The sequence below is a fragment of the Indolivaga macrotermitis genome (assembly GCF_900128985.1).
Classification (GTDB): domain Bacteria; phylum Bacteroidota; class Bacteroidia; order Bacteroidales; family Dysgonomonadaceae; genus Dysgonomonas_A; species Dysgonomonas_A macrotermitis.
The window spans coordinates 1-24892 of the sequence record NZ_FQUC01000015.1; the positions used below are offsets into that span (position 1 = coordinate 1).

The 24892-nt window shown below is 40.1% G+C and carries 23 protein-coding genes and 1 pseudogene; 14 read left to right on the forward strand and 10 right to left on the reverse strand.

Annotated features, from left to right (window positions below; all coding sequences use genetic code 11):
- From BUC12_RS15915 to BUC12_RS15935, 5 genes and pseudogenes are all read left to right on the forward strand, one after another.
- Positions 1–642, forward strand: a pseudogene (locus tag BUC12_RS15915) (DNA methylase); the annotation flags it as partial.
- 60 nt (positions 643–702) lie between these two features.
- Entirely contained in the window at positions 703–1500 is a 798-nt protein-coding gene (locus tag BUC12_RS15920; RefSeq protein ID WP_062185106.1) for a hypothetical protein, read from the forward strand.
- A 50-nt stretch (positions 1501–1550) separates the two neighbouring features.
- The gene (locus BUC12_RS15925) at positions 1551–1838 is read left to right on the forward strand and encodes a helix-turn-helix domain-containing protein (protein WP_062185109.1); all 288 of its coding nucleotides are present in this window, start codon (positions 1551–1553) and stop codon (positions 1836–1838) included.
- A 32-nt stretch (positions 1839–1870) separates the two neighbouring features.
- Positions 1871–2179: a helix-turn-helix domain-containing protein gene (locus BUC12_RS15930; RefSeq protein WP_062185112.1), complete on the forward strand. Its 309-nt coding sequence runs from the start codon at positions 1871–1873 to the stop codon at positions 2177–2179.
- Between the two features lie 373 nt (positions 2180–2552).
- Entirely contained in the window at positions 2553–4133 is a 1581-nt protein-coding gene (locus tag BUC12_RS15935; RefSeq protein ID WP_062185116.1) for an SIR2 family protein, read from the forward strand.
- Between the two features lie 42 nt (positions 4134–4175).
- On the opposite strand, the gene BUC12_RS15940 is transcribed toward BUC12_RS15935, so the two are convergent.
- The 5 genes from BUC12_RS15940 to BUC12_RS15960 all read right to left on the reverse strand — a co-directional run bounded on the left by BUC12_RS15940 (position 4176) and on the right by BUC12_RS15960 (position 8739).
- Positions 4176–4568, reverse strand: coding sequence for an ASCH domain-containing protein (locus tag BUC12_RS15940; protein WP_062185119.1), 393 nt, complete (start codon positions 4566–4568; stop codon positions 4176–4178).
- Positions 4546–5592, reverse strand: a complete 1047-nt coding sequence (locus BUC12_RS15945) for a hypothetical protein (RefSeq protein ID WP_062185135.1) — start codon at positions 5590–5592, stop codon at positions 4546–4548. Before BUC12_RS15945 ends, BUC12_RS15940 begins: the two co-directional genes overlap by 23 nt.
- 159 nt (positions 5593–5751) lie before the next feature.
- On the reverse strand, positions 5752–6162 hold the full coding sequence (locus BUC12_RS15950; protein ID WP_062185122.1) for a hypothetical protein: 411 nt from the start codon (positions 6160–6162) through the stop codon (positions 5752–5754).
- Entirely contained in the window at positions 6159–7427 is a 1269-nt protein-coding gene (locus BUC12_RS15955) for a site-specific integrase (protein WP_062185125.1), read from the reverse strand. Before BUC12_RS15955 ends, BUC12_RS15950 begins: the two co-directional genes overlap by 4 nt.
- A gap of 79 nt (positions 7428–7506) precedes the next feature.
- Positions 7507–8739 carry a site-specific integrase gene (locus tag BUC12_RS15960; protein ID WP_070808650.1) on the reverse strand — a complete coding sequence of 411 codons (1233 nt, stop codon included), beginning with the start codon at positions 8737–8739 and terminating at the stop codon, positions 7507–7509.
- Between the two features lie 370 nt (positions 8740–9109).
- Between BUC12_RS15960 and BUC12_RS15965 the strand changes: the two genes are divergently transcribed.
- A complete protein-coding gene (locus BUC12_RS15965; RefSeq protein ID WP_062185132.1) occupies positions 9110–10354 on the forward strand; it encodes an ABC transporter permease in 1245 nt (414 codons plus the stop codon).
- A gap of 299 nt (positions 10355–10653) precedes the next feature.
- On the opposite strand, the gene BUC12_RS20125 is transcribed toward BUC12_RS15965, so the two are convergent.
- Positions 10654–10818, reverse strand: a complete 165-nt coding sequence (locus BUC12_RS20125; protein WP_157257569.1) for a hypothetical protein — start codon at positions 10816–10818, stop codon at positions 10654–10656.
- Positions 10819–11039: 221 nt separating this feature from the next.
- Between BUC12_RS20125 and BUC12_RS15970 the strand changes: the two genes are divergently transcribed.
- The 3 genes from BUC12_RS15970 to BUC12_RS15980 all read left to right on the forward strand — a co-directional run bounded on the left by BUC12_RS15970 (position 11040) and on the right by BUC12_RS15980 (position 13625).
- On the forward strand, positions 11040–11840 hold the full coding sequence (locus BUC12_RS15970; protein WP_062183350.1) for a hypothetical protein: 801 nt from the start codon (positions 11040–11042) through the stop codon (positions 11838–11840).
- Between the two features lie 96 nt (positions 11841–11936).
- Positions 11937–12800: a hypothetical protein gene (locus BUC12_RS15975; protein WP_062183347.1), complete on the forward strand. Its 864-nt coding sequence runs from the start codon at positions 11937–11939 to the stop codon at positions 12798–12800.
- 15 nt (positions 12801–12815) lie between these two features.
- Entirely contained in the window at positions 12816–13625 is an 810-nt protein-coding gene (locus tag BUC12_RS15980; protein ID WP_062183344.1) for a hypothetical protein, read from the forward strand.
- 57 nt (positions 13626–13682) lie between these two features.
- On the opposite strand, the gene BUC12_RS15985 is transcribed toward BUC12_RS15980, so the two are convergent.
- Positions 13683–15098 (reverse strand): energy transducer TonB, encoded by a 1416-nt coding sequence (locus BUC12_RS15985; protein ID WP_062183341.1) that lies wholly within the window; start codon positions 15096–15098, stop codon positions 13683–13685.
- Positions 15085–15675: an RNA polymerase sigma factor gene (locus BUC12_RS15990; protein ID WP_062183338.1), complete on the reverse strand. Its 591-nt coding sequence runs from the start codon at positions 15673–15675 to the stop codon at positions 15085–15087. Before BUC12_RS15990 ends, BUC12_RS15985 begins: the two co-directional genes overlap by 14 nt.
- A 299-nt stretch (positions 15676–15974) precedes the next feature.
- On the opposite strand from BUC12_RS15990, the gene BUC12_RS15995 reads away from it, so the two are divergent.
- Together BUC12_RS15995 and BUC12_RS16000 are read left to right on the forward strand one after the other, a co-directional pair.
- Positions 15975–17873: a vWA domain-containing protein gene (locus BUC12_RS15995; protein ID WP_439645624.1), complete on the forward strand. Its 1899-nt coding sequence runs from the start codon at positions 15975–15977 to the stop codon at positions 17871–17873.
- Between the two features lie 24 nt (positions 17874–17897).
- A complete protein-coding gene (locus BUC12_RS16000; RefSeq protein WP_062183332.1) occupies positions 17898–18272 on the forward strand; it encodes a carboxypeptidase-like regulatory domain-containing protein in 375 nt (124 codons plus the stop codon).
- Between the two features lie 74 nt (positions 18273–18346).
- Here the strand turns inward: BUC12_RS16000 and dnaJ are convergent, their stop codons facing one another.
- Complete coding sequence (dnaJ, locus tag BUC12_RS16005; protein WP_062183330.1) at positions 18347–19486, reverse strand: molecular chaperone DnaJ; 1140 nt, start codon at positions 19484–19486, stop codon at positions 18347–18349.
- Between the two features lie 38 nt (positions 19487–19524).
- On the reverse strand, positions 19525–20070 hold the full coding sequence (locus BUC12_RS16010; RefSeq protein ID WP_062183327.1) for a nucleotide exchange factor GrpE: 546 nt from the start codon (positions 20068–20070) through the stop codon (positions 19525–19527).
- 499 nt (positions 20071–20569) lie between these two features.
- Between BUC12_RS16010 and BUC12_RS16015 the strand changes: the two genes are divergently transcribed.
- The 3 genes from BUC12_RS16015 (at position 20570) to BUC12_RS16025 (ending at position 24889) form a co-directional block, all read left to right on the forward strand.
- Entirely contained in the window at positions 20570–22399 is a 1830-nt protein-coding gene (locus BUC12_RS16015; RefSeq protein WP_062183368.1) for an SLC13 family permease, read from the forward strand.
- A 14-nt stretch (positions 22400–22413) separates the two neighbouring features.
- Complete coding sequence (locus BUC12_RS16020; protein ID WP_062183324.1) at positions 22414–23157, forward strand: DUF2185 domain-containing protein; 744 nt, start codon at positions 22414–22416, stop codon at positions 23155–23157.
- A gap of 367 nt (positions 23158–23524) precedes the next feature.
- On the forward strand, positions 23525–24889 hold the full coding sequence (locus BUC12_RS16025; protein WP_062183321.1) for a nucleobase:cation symporter-2 family protein: 1365 nt from the start codon (positions 23525–23527) through the stop codon (positions 24887–24889).
- The last annotated feature ends 3 nt before the right edge of the window (positions 24890–24892 follow it).

A 24892-nucleotide genomic window follows, 5' to 3' on the forward strand; every position in this document is an offset into this window, starting at 1 on the left:
TTTAAGATTGGGGAACTCTATGGTTTTAAAATACTTGTCAAAACGGAGGAAAGCCAAAAAGAAGGCTCGATGTTTAAAGACAACCGTTTCTTTATCGAGGGAGAGGGAAATATCAAGTATTCTTATAACAACGGACATATCGCTACTGACCCGTTACTGGCTTCGACAAACTTCCTGAAAGCATTGGATAGGATACCTGTCCTGATAGATAAATACCAATCGGACAATCAAAAGCTGGAAAAAGATCTGCCTGTACTCAAAGAGGTAATGGATTCGGTATGGAAGAAGGAACCGGAGCTAAAGGAACTCAAATCCCAGTTGGATTCGCTCAGCAGGCAGATTAACCTAAATTTGGAGAATAAGGACAAAAATCAGGGACAGGTTACGGATGTCGCGAAACGAACGCAAACGGCTGATATACCGAAGATGAAGGATATAAAGCCGGAAGCAGCTGCTCCAAACAAGCCGGAGCAACCGGAAGCTGTATCGAATATACGTTCCGGACGGGCTATGTCCATCAAGGACATAGTGGAGGCCAATCCCGGCAGGATCATTATCGCCAAGCCGGATACGGGGAATACGTCGCAGGACGGCCGGCAGATTGAACAGCGGAAGAGGCCGGCAAAAGGCTTCGGGATTTAAACCGGATATGGATATTCCAAACTTATAAATTATTTACCAACCATTTAAAAATTTTAAATTATGTGTATCGTATTGATAAAAGTAGTATTGTCGGCTGTAGCCGGACTGGTGTGGTGCGTATTGGTCGTGTTCTTCTGTATGTGTGTAGAACATCTGCTCTTTAAGAAAACACGCAGGCCCGCGTTGACTGATAAGGAGGTTATCCTTATCAAAGAAGTACTGGCGGGACATATCTGCCTGCCGCAGGTAGCCAACGACGGCTTGTTCGTGCAGTGCGTGGACAGGATAGAGCAGGTTTTCGAGCAGTTCATCGCCAAAAACGGACGGCAAGCCGGAAGGCTGGAAGAACTCAGCGAAAGGCTCTCCGCGATGTATATGGAAAATAAAAAAAATGAAGTTCAGACACATACATTTCCTCTTATTGAAGCGGATGACGCAGGATTGGAATTGGAGCAGGAAGAGGTATTCTCACAGGGCTTATCCTTTGAGGAAATACTTCGCGGCAGGGATAGCGAGAAAAAGGGGAAGGAAAGGGAAAAAGAGAAGAAAGAAAAAGAAAGCCTGTTGAATGCTTCGATAGACAGTACCGGCCTTCCTCCCTACAGCCGCGGCATTTTCCGATACAGCATGTCCTGCGCTACTGTAAACGATATTTTACAGGTCATGGTCTGCTTTGGTTCCCGCAAGTCCCTGCTGAAAATACGCGGTATCGGGGATGTATCCGTCGACAGGCTGGAAGCGTTCATGCTGGACAACGGGCTGATGTACATGCGGAACCATATGTACCAGTCGGAATACGAAGATCCGGAAGCGCTGGCGGTATTGCGGGAAAACAAGAAATTCCCACGTATAAGATAATCAGGCCTGTTACAGGATAAAAACAACATAAAACAAAAGGATAAAACAATATGGAAATAAAAATGATAGAAGGAAAAGTATATGAGCGGTTCAGGCAGCAGGTAAAGGCCTTGTTGGAGAAGACCCGTAAACTGTCCCCGAAGCGCGTGGACGAAGAATGGTACAATAACCGGGATGTCTGCCGCCTGCTGGGCGTGTCGCTCAGGACACTGCAAACCTACCGGGACAAGGGACTGATCCCTTATTCGCAGGTGGGCCACAAGTGCTACTACAAGATAAAGGATGTGGAATGCTTTATGGAGAAGAACAGGACGGAAATGGGTCGGAGACAGAGATAAATAATATTTAAACCTATAAGAGATAAACAGATATGGACATACATGATATTTTAAACCACAGGTCTTCCGAGATACTCGAATTATTTTACAACATGGAGAAAATAGACGAAAACATTGACAACTATGCGAATACCCATGAGCAGGCATTGGCCAACGGATCTTTTCTGGGCAACAAGGACGTATGCAAGTTATTACAAATAAGCCCCCGCACCCTTCAGGATTACCGGGACAAGCGGCTGATCGCCTTCTATAAACTGGAAGGCAAGGTATTATACAAAATGTCCGATATCTTCAAAATGCTGGAAAATAACTATTTTGACGCATGGAAGCAGAAGAGGTAAATTCCGGATCATTGACAGCAACAGCTAAGAATAAAAATACCCGAATGATTTTTCATCCGGGTATTTTTTGCTTTTGACTTAATTTAAGTGGGAATTCTGTATCACTGGCGGAACTAACTTACTTATTTCTGGATAGATATATTGCCAACCAACCCCATTTTTCCATAAGATTCCCGCATGAAAAATGGAAACCCTATCAGTTATTATAATATTTCACCATAAAACTACAAAATGGGTACATAACTAGGAAATTGTTGGCATTAAGACTTTTTATGGATTTAAAATATTAAAATCATGAAGATTTTATTTTTAATTTATCTATACACAAAGGTTAAGTTAAATATGTATATTTGAATTGATAAATTTTATGATTATGGAAATAAAAGATTTTGTATCCAAATTTAATTCTCATCCGGTTTTATTTGTCGGAACAGGAATGAGTCTAAGGTATCTGAAAAACTCTTTTACATGGGATTCTGTTTTAGAAAAGATATGCAACATTGTCTATCAGGATGAAGAATATTATTTAGATATAAAAGCTAAATGCACTCTTAATAATGGAGGCTTTGATTACCCGGGAATTGCCTCAATCATAGAAAAAGCATTTAATGAAAAACTCCAGAATGAAAGAAATGGAGAATTCAGCAGTATTAATGATTTATATTATAAGACGATAAAGGATGGAAAACCAATAAGCCGTTTTAAATTATACTTATCTCTCTTATTTTCAGAGATGAACTATAAAACAGAAAAAAAAGATGAACTGGACTTACTGAAACAATTAAGAGATAATATCAGTTCAGTAATAACAACCAATTACGATAGATTATTAGAGAATATATTCGAATTTACTCCAATCATAGGGAATGATATTTTGTTAACTAATCCATATGGTTCTTTATATAAGATACATGGATGCGTATTAATGCCCGACCGTATAATTATAACAGAAGAAGATTATGAGAAATCGAAATATCAGGATGAACTGATCAGGGCACAGCTATTATCTTTATTCGTACATAATCCTGTGATATTTTTAGGATATGGGGCGCAAGATGAAAATGTTAATAATATCTTGAGGACTGTATTTAAGTATGCTGAAGGAAACACTGAAATACTGCAAAAAATAAAGAACAATTTTCTACTTGTGGAATATGAAGAAGATTCTGATAATACTATTGTCTCCGATTATGATCTAAAAATAGATGGAGTTTCCATACAAATAAAGAAGATAAAGACAGATAACTATTCAGCCTTATACAAAGCGCTGATTGAAGCTAAATATCCAATATCAGCAATGGATATCAGAAAAGTCCAGAATATCATGTATGATATTGTCAGGCCGACGAAGAAGGAGGAGAACAGGGCTGTCCGGGAAGTTGTCGTTGTTGACTCGAAAGAATCAATAAATAACAGTGACCGGGTTCTTGTCATAACATATGGGAGTAGAGAAACAGCCAATACGATAAAAGAAACGATCTTCAAAGAAAAGTTAGTCAGGACACATATGGTCGCTGATGATTTCATGGCGGACTATTTTGAAATATTGGCACATAGGGATGCTGAAACAATCAAGGTTATAGATGACCTGATCATTCCTAGTAACCAATATTTTCCAATCTTTGGATTCCTTCAAATCTATAATAAGCTTAAAAATAAGACCAAGATAAAAAAGATACAACAGGATATCCTAAACAAGTTTGTCACTAAAGAAAAATCCAAGAAAGATTTTATTATTCATTCCTCGATTGAAGCTATATACAAGGATGCCAATATTGCAACTTCATTTAAGCATCCAACTGTAATATGGAATGTCTGGAATGGTAATATCCCCCTGGATAATCTGGAACAATTTCTTCGGTCTTATCCAAACGAGGAGAAGAAAGACTCAAAATACAGAAGATTGATTAGCTTGTATGACTATAAAAAATATGGTTCCGCAAAAGAGGTTTAGATAAGATCACAAAATAATACCCGAGAATACCTCGGGTATTTATTATAATGATAGTACATCTTCATATAGATAACGAAAAGACTGGGGAGGTATAAAATTTTCAAATATTTTATACGGATTAATCGGGGCATCGTATTTCTTCAGATTCCCTATTTTCAAAGCATAAGCTTTATCTCTGTTTTCAAAGTAAGAATCATAGAATGACTTTGTAATGCCTGATTGCTTTTCTGTATCTTCCCATATCTTTTCCGGCGTATCTTCCAATATCTTTGAAATTTCAAATTCTCCGACTATCATTCCAACCGGCATTGTTGAATAGATGATGACGGAATGAACTTCCTTATTCGAGAATATATTTTTTCTATACTCAAACCTTTTATTTCCATTAAAGATTTGTTCTACAAATTCGGGTTTAATTGATAATAATATTTTCATATACTTGTCCTCTGGCTAAAAGTCTATTAAATTGCTCATCTGTCAATCTGAAAAATCCCCAATATTCGGGATTTATACCTAACTCATCCATTAATATTTGCTTGGTTATTCTTCTGTTGAGCGCAATATTATATGTCATTTTTATAACAGTTAAGTTTCGTTGCTGGTTGAACCATTTGATCAAATCTTCCCTGTCAAAAATACTATATGCATTTGCATATTGAATAAACTCATTTATATTAGCAAAATCATTTTTAGTTTTTACCTCTTCAACAACACATATAGACGTTATCACACTCCTGTAATGCGCCGGACCAAGATTGTCTTTTGTCCGGTATATCGCAATTATATCCCTTGCCCTAAGTAAATTGACATCCCTCATAAAGCATATGTATATTTTATGAATACTATTCGTATGAGAAATATCTTCAATCAAATTGTAATTTTCATTCCTCAATATAGAGTCAGGAAAAAGTTTTGTATGATACTCCGGATAAATTGATAACGCAAATTTACGCCTATTATTGGATTGAATCAAGGGATAGTCAAGAATAACATCATCGGAAAATGTTCGCATGTTTTTTACGAGTACCTGTTCTGTTCCATTATCTGTTGTTTTTATTCCTGCACTAACAAAACCATAACGTTCTAATAACCCGATCAATGCATCATGCTCATTAAAGACTGTAACATAAGCTTCATCAACATCCTCAACAATTGCTTTATCCATTATTTTTTTGACAAAACGCTCTCCAAAGCGTGTCCCATGAGGATTTACTTTAAATGTCCCTACCTTTAATCGTTTTTTATTTGGTCTTACTGGCTCAATATCATCTAAACTTCCGTTTTCTATCTTTAGATATAAAAAACCGGCAATATTCCCCTTCATATCGTACTGAACATAGACAGTTGCCCCTTCAGCAGCTTTTCTTCCAAACCAATCGCTAAATTCAGCGTAACTTTCTTTAAGGGAGTCGAAGAATAGATCATCTAAGTTTATTTCGGAAAATGCTTTTATTTCCATAGTGAACAATTTAATGATTAACATTAAAAAATATATAATCTAAAATTAGACGTTCTTATATTTTCGTAAATGTATGAAAAAAAGATTTAATTTAACATTCTTGTTAATTGTAGTGTATCAGTCGCTTCATTTTGACAGACCTCTGATGATTTTATCATTTTAATTCATCCCCAAATGCTGTTCCATATACGGAGGCAAACAATCGCTTATACCCGGATGCAGACACCTCCTGATTATCCATTCCCGAATGACCTTCGCATGCCGTGAGTCGATACGAAAGGCCATTGCTATAACTACTTCCAGGTTTACTTCGCGTATATCGTAACGGATACGGGTACCACTGGCATATAGGTCGTATTTACATGTTTCCTGCACGTTTAGTGTTTTTTCTTTAAGGATAACATTCAGGCAGGCGTTGATCTTTTGTACGCTCACATCAAAGAGTGAAGGCAGTTCTACCTTGCGGAGCCATATGGTAGCGTTTACAGGCTCAAATACAATCTTGTATGAATTATTTTCCCCTTGCTCTATTTTTAGTATTCCTTTATTTGGGTTTTCTGATGTTTTCATATTGCTGTCTGTTGTAAATTTGTTTGTAAATGATTTGCTTGTGGAAAATGATATTTCCCGTCCAATCGCTTTTTCAAGGCCTGCATATCCTCATCCACCTTTTGATTCGTTATCTTGGCATAGATCTGTGTTGTACTAATATTCTTATGTCCCAGCATACGGCTTAGCGTCTCGATAGGAACACCGTTCGACAGGCAAACGGTAGTCGAAAATGTGTGCCGGGCCTGATGGAACGAGAGCGCGTCCAAACCCGCGGCTTGCCGGATTTCTTCCATATAGTAATGGATAAGCGCATAATAAGGGACGTTAAAAACCTTGCTATTTTCATCATTTCCGGTTGGATTCCGGTATTTGCTGTAAATATCCGAGGCTATGCCTGTCAATGGGACAATAGCCTGCGTACCTGTCTTCTTGCGCCTGAGGCGTATCCATGTGACACCCTGCCCGTCGGTAGATATATCCCCGTAGCTCAGGTTATGCAGGTCGGCATAGGCTAAACCGGTAAAGGCTGAAAAGATAAACAGGATGCGTACCCGTTCCGCTTTTTCGTTTGCCATGGGATTACACAGGATACGGTTCAGCTCTGTACGGGAAAGCCACCGGCGGGCAGTCTCTTCCTGCCTGCATTTATAGTCCGCGAAAGGGTTCTTGCGGAGCATCCCCCTGCTGATAGCCCGGTGTACCATATGTTTCAGTTTCATCAGCACGTTAAAAACCGTATTGACGGAAAAACCCCTGTTGAAACGCAGGAAGAACTCAAAATCTTCGATAAAGGAAGGTTGCAGTTCCCTGAAAGCGATATCCTCCAACCCGCATTTCTGCTGTATGAACTTCTCCAGGTTATTGTAAGCATGTACATAGCTGTAATAGCTGCCCTTCGACTTAACAATGCCTACGCCTTTAAGGTATTCCCCGTTATGCGCTCTGAACTCTGCCAGGAGCATCGGGATACCGGATTTAGCGGTGAGCAACGCGTTTTTCAAACTTTCGGCTGTTACGCAGGCATCTTCTTCCACCTGCCTGTTGTAATACTTTACGAGCTTCCGCTCATATTCTTCCAGCTTTTGGTTAAGTTCCCTGTCTACTTTATCCTTTCCGGTGGAACGTCCCTTTTTAACATTCCACAGGGCTGGGGCTATCTCTTCCCCGGTTGAGAATTGGGTAAGTTTCCCGTCCACCGTGATCCTTCCCATTACCGGGCACTTGCCGTTTTTCTTTACCTTTTGACGGTTGATATAGAATAATATACTGAATGTACTGCGCATGTTTTTTTGAGTTATAAGTTATAAATTATGAGTTATGAAATATCATTCAACAGAGCCAATTATTTGATTTGGACATTATTTACAGATTACCCTCTATCAGGGTAAACCGGCCTTCTATACGCTTCGACAGCCTGTGCATGTCTTCCCTTATCTTATCCAGAGAGAGTTCGGCATAGCGTTGGGTGGTCTTTATATGCTCATGCCCGAGCATGCGGCTGACCGTTTCGACAGGCACACCTTCGGAGAGGGTGATCAGGCTGGCGAATGTGTGGCGGCTGACATGGATTCCCAGCGCCTTATTGATGCCGCACCGTTTGGCAATGGCGTTAAGCCCCGAATGGACTGTCATTTTACCGGGGACATCCAGTACTTTACCTCCGGGCTGTTGCCCACGGTATTTTTCAATGATAGCCAGCGGGATATCCAGCAGGCGCACCCGGTATCCGACGCCCGTCTTTTGGCGTTTGGAGATAATCCACCTGCTGCCGTCCTCCATCGTGTGGATTTCATCGTATGTCAGATTCTTCATGTCGATGTATGAAAGTCCCGTGAATACCCCGAACAGGAAAACATCCTTCGTTTTCTTCTGCTGCCTGACCCGCGGCTCGTCCGACATGAACCTTTCCAGCTCTCCTTTAGTCAGCGTTTTATGTACAACTTCCTCGCGTTGGGCTTCGAAACCGTGAAAAGGGTCACGCGGGAGGATGCCTTCATTGACGGCGTTGCGGACTACTTTCCTGAAATAGGTCAGGTAGATGCTGCCGGTACCGGTACTGAATTTACGGTCTACACGCAAATAATTGCAGTAGTCCTCAATATGGGAATAAGCCAATGTCCTGAAAGGCAGGTCGCTCCGGTTTAGTTTTTCACGGATAAAGCCTTCCAATGCCCTGTAGGAGAGGAGGTACTGTTCATATGCCGCCCTGCTGTAATCTTTTCCTACACGCCCTGCTATATTATCATTCATTGTACGGAAAGAATCCAGAACGGTAGCCTGGGTAGAGGCGATACCCTGGCTGGCATTTTTCAGGTCATGGGCATCAACCGCCGGGCTGGTTTCTCTCAACTCTTTGTAGCGGGTGTGGATAACCAGGTTGATGCGTTCGATGGCGCGGTTGACATCCAGCGCCATCCGGCTCTTGCCTGTCATACGCCCGGATTTGGTGTCCCACAGGCAGGCATCGGCATTGATTTTCAGGCTGAACTGCGACATGGATTTCCCGATGTGGATACGTCCCATGACAGGGCTAAGGCCGTCTTTCCCGCATTGCTTCTTTTTCAGGTAATACAGTACCTTTAATTCTTGTTTCATAGGCTCATTTTTTTTTGTATTTAAGTTATACATCAATGAGCTATATGCTTCTATGAAAAATAGGGCTGGATTATAAGGAAAAACCATCCGGGCAGGTTTGTTCGCCAAAGGATAGACAAATTTGCTTTTTACCCCTGAAAATCGGTCTGTTTTACCGTATTTTACCCCGGTATTCCTTCTTCAAAACAGGTAACGGACAGGTAACGGAAACCCTGCTGAAAACCGCTTTTTCCAGCTTTTTACCCTCCCGAAAATCAATGCAAATGAATGCTTTATCTTTTGAATATCAATCTGATGCCTTTAAATTTTATTAATCTGCTTTTATGTCGTACCTTTGTTACCTTCATATCGAATAAAAAGATAAAGTATTTTGAATCTCGAATTATTTATAGCCCGAAAGGTATATTTCGGAGAAACTACTAAGCAAAAAGTTTCTTCTCCAGCGATAAAAATAGCGATAGCCGGAATTGCTATTGGTTTGGCTGCTATGGTATTGTCTGTTTGTATAGTAGTTGGATTTAAGAAGGAGATTAGAGATAAAGTAATCGGATTCGGTTCGCATATTCAGATTACAAGTTTTACGAATACCACATCGTACGAGACTAAACCGGTACGCCTGACCGATAGCCTGCTATCCGTAATTAATTCTAATGTCAATGTAAATCATATAGAATCTTTTGCGACTAAGCCGGGCATAATCAAAACGGACTCGGATTTTCAGGGAGTTGTTTTAAAAGGAGTGGGAGAGGACTACGACTGGTCTTTTTTCAAAGATAATATGATTGAAGGTGATGTTCTGCAATCATCGGACTCGGTAACAGGCAATCAGGCAATCATATCTAAATATATTGCCGACCGTTTGCATCTGAAGTTGGGCGATAGCTTTATGACATATTTCATTCAAGAGCCTGTAAAAGTACGGAAGTTCACTATCGCAGGAATTTATAGTACGAATTTCGAAGATTATGACAAACTGTTTATGATTGTAGATCTTCGTACTGTTCAGAGGTTGAACAGCTGGGATGATAATCAGGTCAGCGGGCTTGAATTGAGAATAAAAGATTACAATCGCTTGAAAGAAGTGAAGACCGAGTTGTTTTTTGAGATGGCCGAATGTCATGATGGAGACGGAAACGCATTGTTTACCCGGTCGATAGAAGATATGAATCCTATGATATTCAGCTGGCTCAGCCTCTTGGATATGAATGTATGGGTAATTATCATACTGATGCTTGCAGTTTCGGGTTTTACTATGATTTCGGGATTGCTGATAATTATACTGGAAAGGGCTAATATGATAGGTATACTGAAAGCTTTAGGTGCTCGAAATACGAGTATCCGTAAAGTTTTTCTATATATATCGGCATTCTTAATACTAAAAGGGATGTTTTGGGGCAATTGCATCGCTTTGGCTATTTGCGGACTTCAGAAGTATTTCGGAATTATCAAGCTCGATCCTGCGACATACTACGTAACGGAAATGCCTGTTTATATTAATCCCATTTATATAATACTGATAAATATAGGTGCATTAATTATTTCATTGCTTATGATGATAGGGCCTTCATACTTGATAGCACGGATATCTCCGGCTAAGTCCATTAAATTCGAATAAGTAGATTCTTCTTCATATGTTAATGTAACGAATGATAATTGAAAATAATTTCTATCTTTGCAGTAATTAAAGCAATAAACAACACTTGAATGGTAAATATTTTCACACATAGAAACATAAATAATCCTCTAAATTTTAACGGTTTAGATTTGTTATTGTGTGCTGAAATATTAGAGAGAGAGAGAGAGAGAGAGAGAGAGAGAGAGAGAGAGAGAGAGAGACGCATCACTTGCGTTAACTAAACAGAAATTTTCTAAAATACAAATTTTTCTATTGTGTCAAAACAACGGGGCGTCTTTTTATGTCTTCGTTTGTTTTGTCGTATATATCCATTTCCAAATAAGTTGGCCGGGCAGGCTGTGTCCGGTAGGATCATTGTTGTTTTGTTGTCGTTCGAATACTATTTCGGGTAACAGGTTATGCTTTGGCCAACTATTACAGGCAGCAGGGTGCAGTGAATGCATCTTGCTGCTTTATTTTGCCGATTTACCGGATATTTTTTTTAACGCAAAGACTCTAAGACACAAAGGTATTTTACGATATTCTGTAGAGATGTATTGCATACGCCTGAAACAAAAAATAATCAAGAGGATGTATACAATACGTCCCTATAAGAGACATTTTCAAAATCAACAACTCTTAATAAAAACAACAGAAGGGTCTGTGACCCTAAAAACAACAAACAATGAAGAAAAAGATTCTTTTACTAATGGGGGTATTTACTTTTGGAATACTCAATGCACAAGTCGGAATAAATACGCAGAATCCACAAGCTACACTGGCTATTGTATCGGAAGGGAATACAAGCACGAGCCAAGCCCTTGCGGTCGAAAATGTATCGGGTACTGAAATATTATCTTTACGAGATCATGGACATATGGGATTAGGAGTTAATAATCCGATGGTCAGGCTCGATCTCCGGGACGGGGTAAACAATTCTATCATGGGAATTGGTAATAGCAGCCAAACGGCAACAGCGGCTAAAGCGGGAGCTTTGAAGTACGATTCGGGGCCTCAGGCATTGTATTTGTCAGATGGTACGAACTGGAATAAGCTTAGTGCAAATGTTATCCGTACATACGTTGTAGCTGATATAATCAATATCAGCCAATCTTTTGCAACTAATACTTCGACAACGGTAATGAATTGGCGGGAGCTCGAAGACCTGCTCGGGACGTTTTCTCCCACAACAGGAATATTTACTGCGCCTCGTACAGGTACTTACACTATATCGGCAATAGTAACATTCGATGCCGGCTTGGTAGGTGCTAATAGTTACATGCAAATGGAATTAATATCGCCATCTGCCACTGTTAAATGTCAGACTACTTACTACGGTGCCGCTACATTCCAGACATCTGTACTATGTTCGGGAAATTTTCAACTGTCGGCAGGAGAAACTCTCAAATCGGCAATTTATCATAATATGGGAACTGCAAAGAGTCCTAAAGCGGGATATTGTAATTTAAGTATATTGGAGAATTAAGGTCTCACACCTTTTTTATTGCTTCAGTAAGTAAGAGAGCAATAGATTGTTATGCTTCGAAAATATATCATTAAATACTTATTATTATTTAATATAATGGAAAAGAAAATATATAATTATTTGTGGTTAACCGCAATTGTTGTATTCAGTGGGTTAACTACATCTGCTTTTGCTCAAAGTGTAGGCATCAATACCAATTTACCTACAGGTACACTCGACGTATTCTCAGAGGGAAATAGTAACCTGACTAAAAATATAGAGATCGTAAATTCCGCTAATGTCAATTTACTGACATTATTAGACAATGGTTATATGGGAATAGGAACATCTATTCCATCTGTAAGGCTCGATTTGAGAGGAACGAGCGGAGCAAGCAATATTATTGGTATCGGGAATACAAACTTATCGGCATCAACAGCAAAAGCAGGTGCATTGAAGTATGTGGACGATACCAAGGAATTGCAATACTCGGATGGGACTCAGTGGATGATTCTCGAAGCCGATATGGTGAGGGATTGTGTGATTGCCGAAAACTCATATAACTTGATGACCTGCCCTGATAATACCACAACCCAACTGGGTAATTGGATTACGGTGTACGATCCAACATCTACATTCGATCCGGTGACGGGAGTATTTACAGCCCCTAAAACTGGATTATATACAGCCACATTTAGTATACATATGGTAATTACTGTAGTTGCTGCAGGCAGTTATCTAGAGGGGCAATGGATTGCCAGTAACGGGAAGACAATAAAATGTACCAATTCGTTCCCTATAGCCGGAGGTTTTATGGCAGCTATTACTTGTAGTGGAACTATTACTCTAAGTGCAGGAGATACTCTTTATCCTCAGATTTTCCATAACATGGGAATTGAAAAGCATCTGCGTATTTATGGGGATTCATTGTCTCCTGCATCTGATTTGAATTTCAATAACTTATCGATAGTGATACAATAAAGTAAATTGACCAAAATGAAAAGGATATTAATTATTTTATATATACTGCTTATTTTACCCTTTTGTCTGACTGCTCAGATAGGGGTAAATACAGAATTGCCCAAAGGCACACTCGGAATTAGATCTGCTTCATCTGCTATTCCCGTTGTTGTGTCTCGCAACTCAGACAATACGGAATTAGCAAAGTTATTAAATTCGGGATATCTGGGATTAGGTGGAGCCAATCCCGTTGTTAAACTTGATTTAAGAGGAACACAAGCTGATGGAGAGCTTGGGCTGGGAACAACTTCTATGACAGCCGCTGCTGCCGGAGCCGGAGCTATAAGATATAATAACGGTATTGAGTATTCGGATGGGGAGGTCTGGGTAAAGCTGACTGCGTTGCCTACTAAAGCTTATGTAATAGCTAAAAATTCTTCTCCATTAATTGCATTGCCAACGAGCACAACCTGGAAAAACTGGACAAAAGACATAGATGTAACTAACAGCTTTAATGCTTCGACCGGGGTATTTACAGTTCCACGCACCGGTGTATATTCGATATCTTGTACCGGAATGTTCCATATTGTTGCTACTATGGTTGGAGCTTTGCGTCTTGAGATTAATCTACAGGTTAGCAGCAGTACCGCTGCTAATGTAAAAAGTGCAGTAGCAGCTCCTGTAGGTGCAACAGGTGATCTTGTAAATATGACATGTGTGAATAAATCATTTTTATACCTTCAGGCAGGAGATACCTTCTATTTTTATATCTGGCATAATACAACTCCCAGTATAGAAATGACTACCGACGGATCATATAATACACTGACCATATCAGAGATGTAACAGAATATATTGAGAGGATAAATAAAAAGAGATGACTTTCCGGTCATCTCTTTTTTATTAAAATTTTATTTCTATTTCGGTGGTAGTATTTCCGGCTTTCCATTTAGGACCTTCTTCTATAAGCCGGATAGCTTCGTTGTCGAAAGGTTCGCACAAGCTCTTTTTCACCTTAATATCTGACGGGTGCCCATCCATACCGACAGAGAATTGTAAAACAACTTTCCCTTTTGTTTTATTACAATCTGTGTTCTCGGGATGAATTATGTTAGCTTCTATGTATTTTTTATATTCATTCATCCCTGCAACAGGTTCAGGTTTGATTTTAGCCGGTTCAGCTTTCTTTTTGTCTGGTTTAACAGATGATATGGCACCTGTGACCATAGATTTCTTCTGAACTCCGTATCCTGTAACAACAACTTCATTTAATTGTTGAGTGTCTTCTTTCATTGCCACTACTTTGGTATTCTTCGGATCGGGTATATCAATTTTTTCGAAACCGATAAAGTATGCGGTTAATGCAGCGTCATCCGAGTCGACGTTTAACTTGTAGTTTCCGTCAATATCTGTAATTGTGGCGTTGTTGGTACCTTTTTGTTGTACGGCAACTCCTATCAGTGGTTCGTGATTCTGGTCGACGATCTTCCCTTCCAGAGTATATTTCTTATTCGAAGCACGACTCTCTGCTTTAGCTGACCTGGCAGCCGGAGCCGATTTTTCAGCAATAGACTCAGCTGCCATAACAGCTGCAGGTGGGGAAGGGGGCGCAGGAGGAATTGCTGCCGGAGCCGGTGTCGCAACTGCTAATCCGGCAACTTTACCATCCAGTGCATTTTGTACATCAGCTGATAGCATATCAGCATCTTGTTGGCTTATCTCCTCATGCGATGCCAGCATAGGTGCGTCTGTAGAGATAATTTCTGTTGAAGAATGGTTATTAATATTCTTTTGTTTGACCGAAAGTTCCTGTATCTCATCTTTTCTTAGCTGAGCATAACTTTCAGGTACATAGATACGTATCGGATCAATCGGTGTAATTACCTCATGCAGGTTACTGATAGTTGCTACAGACGTAGCAATTACTTCTTTCTGCGGATTTTCTTCCTGAATAGCAGTTAATTCGAGGCGTTTTTGTTCTACATACTCCTGAGGGACATACAGATCGATATATCCGTTGGTAGTTTCGTTAGCAACAACCATCGACGACTGATGGTTTAATAAAACGAAATACCCGCTGATGAGTACAATAACGGCTACTGCTGCAATGGATATTTTCCATGCACCTTGCTGCCTGCGCTGTACGGAACGGGCTGTAATTGCAGATCGCATACGGGCAATACGGTCGGCATGATTTCCGGGTATGGAATCATAACCTTCTATGGCTTCTGCCAAAAAAGGATCGTCCATCGCATTTCGTTCAATGCGATGAGCCTCTTTACCTTTGCGGTAGCCTCGTATGTAATCAAGAAATTTCATTTTGCAATCTGCTTTCTATACACAGTTTTAAATTTCGTTTACCGTTTTGGATGTAACTTTTTACGCTTTTCATATCATATCCGGTCACTTCCACTATATCTGCATAAGACATGTCTTCGTAAAAAAACTTAGTCACAGATATTCTTTGAGGTTCGGATAATTTCGCCATGCAATAATTGAGTGCATCTTCCCGCTCGTCATCCAAATCTTCGCTTAATAGAGTCATAACGTCACCCGATTCCATAAGGTTCGAATCAAAATCGACCGGAATTTCACGTTTATTATCTTTTAGCAGGTGAAAACAGTGATTTTTTGTCACACTATACAACCATGTCTTGAATACCTTTATTTCGTACCCGCTGATTTTGGGAAGCAGGTTCTCGAATATTTCCATTACAGCATCCTGCGATTTATCTTCATCTTGCAGGTATTTCAGGCAGAGACCATATACAAGAGGTATATACCGATTGTAGAGCTTGCCGAAAAGTTCGGTATTGCCCGTATCACGGTACTGTCCGAGTAATTCCTCGTCGGTATACTCGATAGTTTTCTCTTTATTTAGTTTAAAGAACCTCAATAATATGGAATTAGTTGTTTTTTAGGCTTACTTACATAAGGCTATAATATAGGACAAAGCTACATGATTTTGCAAAAGATTGCAACATTTAAAAAAAATTATGCCTTGTTTATGGAATTTTTCTCCCTGTTTCCTCTATTTAATCAACAGCAAGTATTAGTGATGTACTTTGAAATCATAACAGCATATTGTTGTTTTAGTTACCAAAGCAATAAAATAGAATAAGAAACAATCAGAAAAAGTAATAAACATAAAAAATGAAGACCATGAAAACTAAAATCACAGCTTTTTTGACATTTATGCTCTTTTGTATTTCTGTAGCTGTAAATGCTCAGGATATAATAGTAACAGGTACGGTTAGAGACAATATAGGAGATACTATCATTGGTGTATCCGTCTATATAAAGGGTACAACAAAAGGAACTTTAACTGATGTTGATGGAAAGTACAGGATAAGCGTATCCCCTGATAATACTCTTGTTTATTCTTTTATCGGTTTTAAAAATAAGGAAGTAAAAGTGGATGGCCGTACTGCGATTGATGTTGTGTTGGAAGAAGATACTCAACTGTTAAGTGAATCTGTCGTTATAGGGTATGGTGTTCAGAAGAAATCGATGATTACCGGATCAGTTGTGTCGGTAAAAGAAGATAAGCGGCAGAGAAATAAAAATAAGTCTACACCTCCGGCACCGCCAGCTCCTCCTGCGGCGTCACCTGTTCCGGTAGCCAGAGCTGAAGCGGATAGTAAATCTTTTGTTTCGGTTACTAATTACGGGAGTGAGGAATACGGAACTTATAAAGAGAACCGTTTTATGTCACCGATAGCCGAGGCGTTGTCTACTTTCTCCATTGATGTGGATACCGAATCATATACAAACTTTCGCCGTTTTATAAACAGTGGACAGAAGCCGAGTAAAGATGCTATCCGTATTGAAGAGTTTATTAATTATTTCAAATATAATTATGACGAACCGACTAATGCCGATCCTGTAAAAGTGACTACCGAAGTGGGACAAAGCCCTTGGAATACCCAGCATCGTTTGGTACGCATTGGGGTGAAGGCTAAAGAAATAGCAAAAGAAGATCTGCCTCCGAGCAATTTAGTATTCTTGATTGATGTTTCGGGTTCTATGTCGGGACCGACCCGTCTCGATTTGGTGAAAACTTCTATGAAAATGTTGGTAAATAATTTGAGGGATAATGACCGTGTGGCAATAGTTGTTTATGCGAGTGAAGTAGGGGAGAAGCTGGCTTCGACCTCTGGGAAAGACAAAGAGGTTATTAAAAATGCAATCGATCAGTTACGTGCATACGGTGCTACTAATGGTGCCGGAGGCATACAAAAGGCGTATGAGATAGCAGAAAAGAATTTTATGAAAGATGGTAATAACCGTATTATACTTTGTACCGACGGCGATTTCAATGTAGGGGCATCCAGCCCTCAGGCTTTGGAGGAAATGATAGAGCAGAAACGCCAATCGGGAGTATTCTTATCTGTACTGGGGTACGGTATGGGAAATTACAAGAGCAATAGAATGCAGTTGCTGGCAGAAAAAGGAAACGGTAATGCATTTTACATTGATAACCTGCAGGAGGCAAATCGTGTTTTAGTACAAGAGTTCAACGGTACATTGTATACTATAGCAAAGGATGTGAAGTTGCAATTAGAGTTCAATCCGGCTAAAGTTCAGGCATACCGACTGGTTGGTTATGAAAGCCGAATGCTTGCTAAAGAGGACTTTAACGACGATACTAAAGATGCCGGAGAAATGGGCGTAGGGCATACTGTTACCGCTTTATATGAGATTATTCCTGTGGGAGTAAAGTCGAATATGTATCCGAGAGTGGATGGTCTGAAATACCAGAAAACGGAACAGCCTGCCTCTAGTGTATCATTAACCGATTCTCCGGAATTGCTGACTGTGAAGTTGCGCTACAAGCAGCCTGATGGTGACAAAAGTGTGAAATTAGAGCTCCCGGTTATTGATAATGGAAAAAATGAAGTATCTTCGGACATGCGTTTTGCATCGGCGGTGGCTATGTTCGGTCAATTGCTGAAAGGTTCGGATTTCAAAGGCGATGCAACTTACGAAAAAACAATTGATCTGGCTCGTTCGGGCATCAGTAAAGATAATGATAAGGATGGGTACAAGGCCGAGTTTGTAAGGTTGGCCGAAACAGTCCGGGCAATGAATTAATATTACATAATTAAGACGGGAATCATGAAAGCTAAGCTGGGTATAGTTTTATTATTATTATGTGTTGTCTCTTTTTTCTTTTATAATAAAAGAGGGGGAGGAGTAAAACAGGAAGAGAAAACTGAAAAGTTACTAAATGGAGTGGTGTTAAATGCTTCTGATGATAAGCCTATATCGAATGTGCAGATCGCCATTGCCGGGAATAATCCGCAAACAATGACTAACAGCGAGGGCGAGTATCTGATTCTGGTAAGACCGACTCAAGAGCTTATTTTTAAACATCCGGCTTATCGTTCTGTAACTATAGCAGCTTCGGAAGCCAAGACTGTAAAAATGGAACTGATCGATTCTTCCTTTATTAAGAAGGCCGAAGAAAATCTATCTGTTACAGGTCAATAACCTGATATGCTGATATAATAAAGAGAGGAGATTCAAAAAATGAATCTCCTCTCTTTTATTTTTATTAGCCATCCTTAATCGAACATTTTGCGGAAGTGGCTGAATATTTTTTCTTTGACAGATGGTGACGGTTGAAAATTAGGTGAATTCTCAAGCCCTGTAAGGGTTTGCTTTTCACTGTCGCTAAGTTTTTCGGGAATGTATACACTGATATTGATCAGCAGATCACCCGTTCCATACCTGTGAACGCTGGGTAATCCTTTATTCTTCAGTCGAAGAACTTTTCCGGGCTGGGTTCCGGGTTCTATTTTTACCTTTGCTTTACCATCGATGGTCGGAATTTCTACACTTCCACCTATTGCAGCTGTGGTAACGCTGAGCAGAAGGTTGTATACGACATCATTATCGTCGCGGAATAATTCGGGATGTGGTTCTTCTTCAACCAGAATAAGTAGATCACCATTGACTCCGCCATGGCGGGGCGCGTTACCTTTTCCGCTCATCGAAAGCTGCATGCCTTCTGCTACTCCGGCAGGTATATTAAGGGTGATAACTTCTTCGTCGCGGATAATCCCTTCGCCCGAACAGTGAGGACATTTCTTTGTGATCGTTTTTCCTTCTCCGTTACAAGCCGAGCAGGTTGTTTGTGTCTGCATACGTCCCAGCATGGTGTCTACTACCCGGGTTTGTGTGCCCGATCCGTTACAGGTCGAACAGGAAGTGTATGCTGTTCCGTTTTCGGCACCGGTACCGCTACAATGCTGGCACGAAACGTATTTCTTTACTTTTATCTTTTTTTCTACTCCGGTAGCTATTTCTTTCAGAGACAGTTTTACCTTAACCCGTAGGTCTGATCCGCGGTTTACACGGCGGCCTCCACCTCCGCCAAAGCCTCCGAATCCGCCAAAACCTCCTCCGAAAATATCACCGAATTGAGAGAAGATATCGTCCATAGAGAACCCTCCGGATGAATGTCCGCCGAATCCTCCCGGGGCATCATGTCCATAACGGTCGTATTTCGCCCGTTTTTGATCGTCGCTTAGCACTTCATATGCCTCGGCAGCTTCTTTAAATTTGTCTTCGGCAGTTGGGTCTCCCGGATTTTTGTCGGGGTGGTATTGGATTGCTTTCTTCTTATACGCTTTTTTTATTTCTTCTACAGTAGCAGTTTTGGTTATTTCCAATACCTCGTAATAGTCTCTTTTGCTCGCCATTGTTTAATTTACTATATATAATTAAGGTTTTTAAGCCCTTATTTTGCTACAATTACTTTAGCAAAGCGGATTACTTTGTCATTCAGGCTATATCCTTTTTGAATACAGTCTACAACTGTGTCTTTTTGGTCTTCGCTTTGGGCAGGTATTGTCGTAATAGCTTCGTGCCTTTCGGTGTCGAATGTTTCGCCGATAGCATCGAGCTCTTTTACCCCGTTTTGAGCCAAATAACTTTTGAATTTGTTGTAAATAAGCTCTACACCTTCTCTGGCATCTTCCGGAATATTAGGTAATGCCCTTTCGAAGTCGTCGATGATAGGGAGCACACCTATAATGGCTTTTTCGTTGCCGCTTTTCAATAAGTCGGCTTTTTCCTTCATCGTGCGTTTCCTGTAATTATCAAATTCGGCGTGAAGGCGTAAATAAGAATCGTTCAGTTCTCCGAATTTTTGTTCAAGATCATCAGCCATATTGGCACTCTCTTCACTCGTGCCATCAGTATTTGTTTCGTTTTCTGACAGATTATCTGTGTTCAGAGTTTCGTCTTCCGGCAAAAAATCTTTTTCTTCGTGGTTTGCTCTCATGTTTTATATGCTTTTAGTTTCTTGTATTTTAGAGTTTTAGATTGTTCTCTTTGATACAAGTAACTTCAGTTATGCTTTATTATTTGCAGGTTGTACTACAAATTCTTTGCCAAACTTTTTCTGGAAGACGTATTTATCGGTTGTTGGAGTTTTAATAAATCTGTAAGTAAGCTTAGAATCTGTTTGAATTTTAGCGAAAATATTTATTATAGGCTCTCAATAGCTATAAAAAAGTTGAGCTATAAAATTTAAACAGACTCTTAAAATGTAAATAATTGTTATCAAAACGAAGAATAACTGAAAAGTGAAAACAATTAATCAAAAAACGAGAATCGGTCTTTGTAATGGTGAGGCAAAGTTCCTATCTTTGTGTAGAACGCTGATTTTAGGGTGTTATCGCAAAGTATCTGACCCGTTATAATCAGTTTTACAAGACATCTATGTTATCCGTCAGAAATATAATTTCAGTTATATGCTACTAGCACAGTTTTTTACTCCGATGAATGTTACGCTGATAATACTGCTGGCATCGTCAATCTTTTTTATGAGAGGGAAAATCAGGTCAGACCTGGTTGCGATATGTGCCCTTTTGGCTTTGGTCATAACCGGGATATTATCGCCGACGGAGGCTTTGTCAGGGTTTTCTAATCCTGTGGTTATAATGATGATAGGCCTGTTTGTGGTCGGTGGCGGAATATTCCGTACAGGGTTGGCTAAACTGATAAGCTCGAAGATTTTGCGGCTCGCGGGTGAAAGCGAAACCCGTTTGTTTGTACTGGTTATGCTCGTAACTGCTTCTATCGGGGCGTTTGTGAGTAATACGGGTACGGTAGCGGTGATGATGCCTATTGTTGTCAGTATAGCTGTGAGCGCCAAGATAAGTCCCCGGCGTTTTCTTATGCCTTTGGCTTTTGCCAGTAGTATGGGGATATTGACCCTGATTGCGACACCTCCGAATATGATAGTGAGTAACGAACTGGAAAAGAACGGATATGACGCTCTTTCGTTCTTCTCTTTTACACCAGTAGGTTTGGTTTGTTTAGCTGTCGGGATTATAGTACTGTATTTCTTGTCAAAGATATTTCTCTCGAAAGATGATTCGGACGGACAGGAAAATAAGAAATCGGGAAAATCCCTGGATGATCTTACGAATGAATATCAGTTGCATAAGTTGCCACATATTGTGATAAGTGACGATTCGGATATGATAGGCAAGACATTGAAAGAACTGAAGATATCCAATAACTATAATATAAGTGTGGTTACGGTAGAAAAACCGGGTGGGGGACGTTTTCGTAAAAATGTAAATGAAGTTGTAGCCGGCCCTAATACATTGATCGAAAAAGGGGATGTATTGGTTTGTTACGGTAAAAAAGGAAATATAAACCGGTTTGTTGAAGAGCAGGGATTTAAGATTGCCGAAACAGTAGAAAAGGAAACCGGCATTTTTGACTTCGAAGAGATCGGTTTAGCTGAGGTTTTTATTATGCCTAATTCGAAATTGGTGAACCGTACTATTATAGATGCCCATTTCAGAGACGAGTTTAATGTGAATATTCTGGGTATTCAGCGCGACAATGAGTATAAGATGACCGATTTGCAAAAGGAAAAGCTGCATTCGGGTGACGCTTTGCTTATACAGGGTACATGGACGGATATTGCTGATCTGGGCGATCGTCAGGACGATCTGGTGCTGGTCGGGCAACCTCTGAAAGAAGCGGCAAAGGTTACTATCAATTACAAGGCTCCGGTTGCTGCTACCATCATGGTGCTGATGGTTATAGCTATGGTTACAAATATTGTGGCGCCCGTTATCGCTGTTATGTGTGCTGCTGTACTGATGGTGGCGACAGGATGTTTGCGGAATATGGAGGAAGCTTATAAGAATATAAATTGGGAGAGTGTTGTACTTATCGCAGGAATGATGCCTATGGCTGTTGCCTTTGAGAAAACGGGGGCGGCTGCACTTATTTCCGATACACTGGTCGGCGGATTAGGTACTTATGGCCCGTATGCTTTATTGGCAGGCGTGTACTTCGGAACTTCTATTTTGACTATGTTTATCAGTAATAGTGCCACGGCGCTTCTTTTTGCTCCGATTGGTATACAGGCGGCTGTGAATATGCAGGTTAGTCCTTATCCATTTATGTTTGCTGTGGCTGTAGCAGCCAGTATGTGTTTTGCATCGCCATTCTCTACGCCTCCTAATGCTTTGGTAATGTCTGCCGGACGCTATAAATTTATTGATTATATAAAGGTAGGGCTTCCATTGCAATTGATTATGGGTATAGTGATGATCTTGGTATTGCCGCTTTTATTCCCATTTTAAAATGACTTAGAGATATGAAAAACTATATATTTGATGATTTTCCGCGCATAGGCTATCTCTTGGTTTCGAGAATGGTTGCCGACCAAAAAAAGAAACCTAAGTTTATGTATCGTGAGAAAAGAACGAAACCCGAAGATAGCGGGTGGCGTATTTTTTCGGGGGAAGAATCTGATGATTATGTAAATAATCCGGAGAATATAGCAATATCTTCTCCTTCCACTATTCTGAAGCAGGATGCTTCTATTGCAAATCTGCTTCTGAAGGGGGTTGGTTCTGTTTATGAGCGTGTATCGGATACTGCAGAATGGCGTAAAGTTCATGACTTTGGCTTGAAGGATGATTTTATGGTCAGGCACGAGTTGACTGACAGATGGAGATTCAGTATAAACAACCTGTTTGAACGCAGGTTGGAGAAGGAAACCGGTAGTTTGTTGTATACAACGGGAGATAAATCGGTACGTTTATCGGTTTGGAACGATAAAGGGAAAACGAAAGATATTATCTATAAAAGGTGTATTGAACGGGTAAATACAAGGGATGAATCACGTAACAAAACATTAGAAAAATATGATTTTTCGGATGATAAGGTATTTCGCACAGGGTATAGGATAAAAGAGTCTGATAGTCACCGGGAATACAATGTTATATATGCTTCTTCGATAATCAATGAGGAGTTACTACAGGCAGCTCTGTATTTTGATTCTGAAGAAGATATGCAATGGGCAATTGGTACATGGCAGTCAATGACTATTGATTGAAGAATTTTTATCTATTCAAAATAAAGAGGTTCTTTGATAGATTGAAGTTTGAATTTTTTGAACAATATATGAGAGGCAGGGCATAAGGTTTTATGCTCTGTTTGTGTTTAAAAAAAAGAGGATAAAAATATTTTGAAAAATGGTGTCACTTTTGTCACCTTTGTCACCTTTTTACGAGAAAAGCCTTTACAGTAAAGTGTTTGTGAAAGTGACATATTGGGTGACATCTGTTACCTTTTTTGATTATTTTGTTTACCTTTGGCAAAATTTTAAAGTTTTGCGCCTTTTGTTGTTTTCTAGCTACAAAATGGTAATTGTAGATACGAAACTTAATGTGCACAAATACTTGTTGTTACCGTTATAACTTATGTCTGTAGATGTAGAAAAGGCAATGGATGAAACTATCTTGCCTATCAAAAAAACGGATCTGATTTATCAGATTGAAGACCGCCCTCCATTTAAAGAAGCATTGTTCGTTGCTTTTCAGCATTTACTCGCCATCTTTGTGGCAATAATAACCCCTCCTCTTATCATTGCCGCCAGCTTAGGTTTAGATAGGGAGACTACCGGATTTCTGGTTTCAATGGCACTTTTGGCCTCCGGTATTTCTACATTCATTCAGTGTCGGCGATTCGGTCCTGTAGGTTGTGGCTTGCTCTGTGTTCAAGGGACTAGCTTTTCTTTTATAGGGGCTCTTACTGCCAGTTTTCACGGAATGGGTTTAGTTGCGTTGCCCGCCATGTTCGGGGTATGTATCGCTGCCGCTCCGGTCGAAATGATCGTTAGCCGCATACTGAAATATACACAGAAGATTATTACTCCATTGGTGTCGGGTATTGTAGTAACCATGATTGGGTTGAGTCTTATCAAAGTGGGTATTACTGCTTGCGGCGGTGGTTACTCTGCTATGGAAAACGGTACTTTCGGCAGTTATCAGAATTTAGGTTTGGCTGCTATTGTATTAGTGTCTATTTTGGTATTCAACAGTTTCAGGAATAAATATATACGTATGTGCTCGATCGTCTTGGGGCTGATTCTTGGATATATTGTTGCTTATACTCAAGGGTTGATTGATTTTTCTCAATTAGGTAATCTGGGAACTCTAAATATACCAACTCCTTTTAAGTACGGATTGGACTTTGATCTTTCGGCCTTTATTGCGGTTGCACTGATATATTTTATTACGTCAATTGAAGCAATGGGCGATATTACTGCCAATTCGATGATCGGGGGAGAACCTATTAAAGGTGAGAAGTTTGTGAAGCGGGTGCAGGGAGGAGTTTTAGCCGACGGTTTTAACTCTATTGTAGCCGGAGTGTTTAATTCATTCCCGAACTCGATATTTGCCCAGAACAACGGACTTATACAACTGACTGGTGTTGCAAGCCGTTATATAGGGTATTATATTGCGGCATTTTTGGTAATACTGAGTGCCTTTCCTTTTATCGGGGGGATTTTCTCACTTATGCCTGAGCCTGTATTGGGTGGTGCTACTCTGCTGATGTTTGGTACGGTGGCCGCTTCGGGGGTACGTATTATTGCATCTCAGGATATAGACCGTAAAGCGGTTTTGGTATTGGCTGTAAGTTTCGCCTGCGGATTGGGCGTAGAACTCGCTCCGGATATTTTGGCTCAAATGCCTACATGGGTTAAGGGGATATTCTCTTCCGGAATCACTACTGGCGGGCTGGTTGCTATTGTGGCGAACATTGTAATTCGTATAAAAGAATAAAGG

Excerpts from the sequence above, each read along its gene's own strand:
- BUC12_RS15920 (WP_062185106.1), top strand. The coding sequence starts at position 703 with ATGTGTATCGTATTGATAAAAGTAGTATTGTCGGCTGTAGCCGGACTG.
- BUC12_RS15925 (WP_062185109.1), top strand. The coding sequence starts at position 1,551 with ATGGAAATAAAAATGATAGAAGGAAAAGTATATGAGCGGTTCAGGCAG.
- BUC12_RS15930 (WP_062185112.1), top strand. The coding sequence starts at position 1,871 with ATGGACATACATGATATTTTAAACCACAGGTCTTCCGAGATACTCGAA.
- BUC12_RS15935 (WP_062185116.1), top strand. The coding sequence starts at position 2,553 with ATGGAAATAAAAGATTTTGTATCCAAATTTAATTCTCATCCGGTTTTA.
- BUC12_RS15940 (WP_062185119.1), bottom strand. The coding sequence starts at position 4,568 with ATGAAAATATTATTATCAATTAAACCCGAATTTGTAGAACAAATCTTT.
- BUC12_RS15945 (WP_062185135.1), bottom strand. The coding sequence starts at position 5,592 with ATGGAAATAAAAGCATTTTCCGAAATAAACTTAGATGATCTATTCTTC.
- BUC12_RS15950 (WP_062185122.1), bottom strand. The coding sequence starts at position 6,162 with ATGAAAACATCAGAAAACCCAAATAAAGGAATACTAAAAATAGAGCAA.
- BUC12_RS15955 (WP_062185125.1), bottom strand. The coding sequence starts at position 7,427 with ATGCGCAGTACATTCAGTATATTATTCTATATCAACCGTCAAAAGGTA.
- BUC12_RS15960 (WP_070808650.1), bottom strand. The coding sequence starts at position 8,739 with ATGAAACAAGAATTAAAGGTACTGTATTACCTGAAAAAGAAGCAATGC.
- BUC12_RS20125 (WP_157257569.1), bottom strand. The coding sequence starts at position 10,818 with ATGCATTCACTGCACCCTGCTGCCTGTAATAGTTGGCCAAAGCATAAC.
- BUC12_RS15970 (WP_062183350.1), top strand. The coding sequence starts at position 11,040 with ATGAAGAAAAAGATTCTTTTACTAATGGGGGTATTTACTTTTGGAATA.
- BUC12_RS15975 (WP_062183347.1), top strand. The coding sequence starts at position 11,937 with ATGGAAAAGAAAATATATAATTATTTGTGGTTAACCGCAATTGTTGTA.
- BUC12_RS15980 (WP_062183344.1), top strand. The coding sequence starts at position 12,816 with ATGAAAAGGATATTAATTATTTTATATATACTGCTTATTTTACCCTTT.
- BUC12_RS15985 (WP_062183341.1), bottom strand. The coding sequence starts at position 15,098 with ATGAAATTTCTTGATTACATACGAGGCTACCGCAAAGGTAAAGAGGCT.
- BUC12_RS15995 (WP_439645624.1), top strand. The coding sequence starts at position 15,975 with ATGCTCTTTTGTATTTCTGTAGCTGTAAATGCTCAGGATATAATAGTA.
- BUC12_RS16000 (WP_062183332.1), top strand. The coding sequence starts at position 17,898 with ATGAAAGCTAAGCTGGGTATAGTTTTATTATTATTATGTGTTGTCTCT.
- dnaJ (WP_062183330.1), bottom strand. The coding sequence starts at position 19,486 with ATGGCGAGCAAAAGAGACTATTACGAGGTATTGGAAATAACCAAAACT.
- BUC12_RS16010 (WP_062183327.1), bottom strand. The coding sequence starts at position 20,070 with ATGAGAGCAAACCACGAAGAAAAAGATTTTTTGCCGGAAGACGAAACT.
- BUC12_RS16015 (WP_062183368.1), top strand. The coding sequence starts at position 20,570 with ATGAATGTTACGCTGATAATACTGCTGGCATCGTCAATCTTTTTTATG.
- BUC12_RS16020 (WP_062183324.1), top strand. The coding sequence starts at position 22,414 with ATGAAAAACTATATATTTGATGATTTTCCGCGCATAGGCTATCTCTTG.
- BUC12_RS16025 (WP_062183321.1), top strand. The coding sequence starts at position 23,525 with ATGTCTGTAGATGTAGAAAAGGCAATGGATGAAACTATCTTGCCTATC.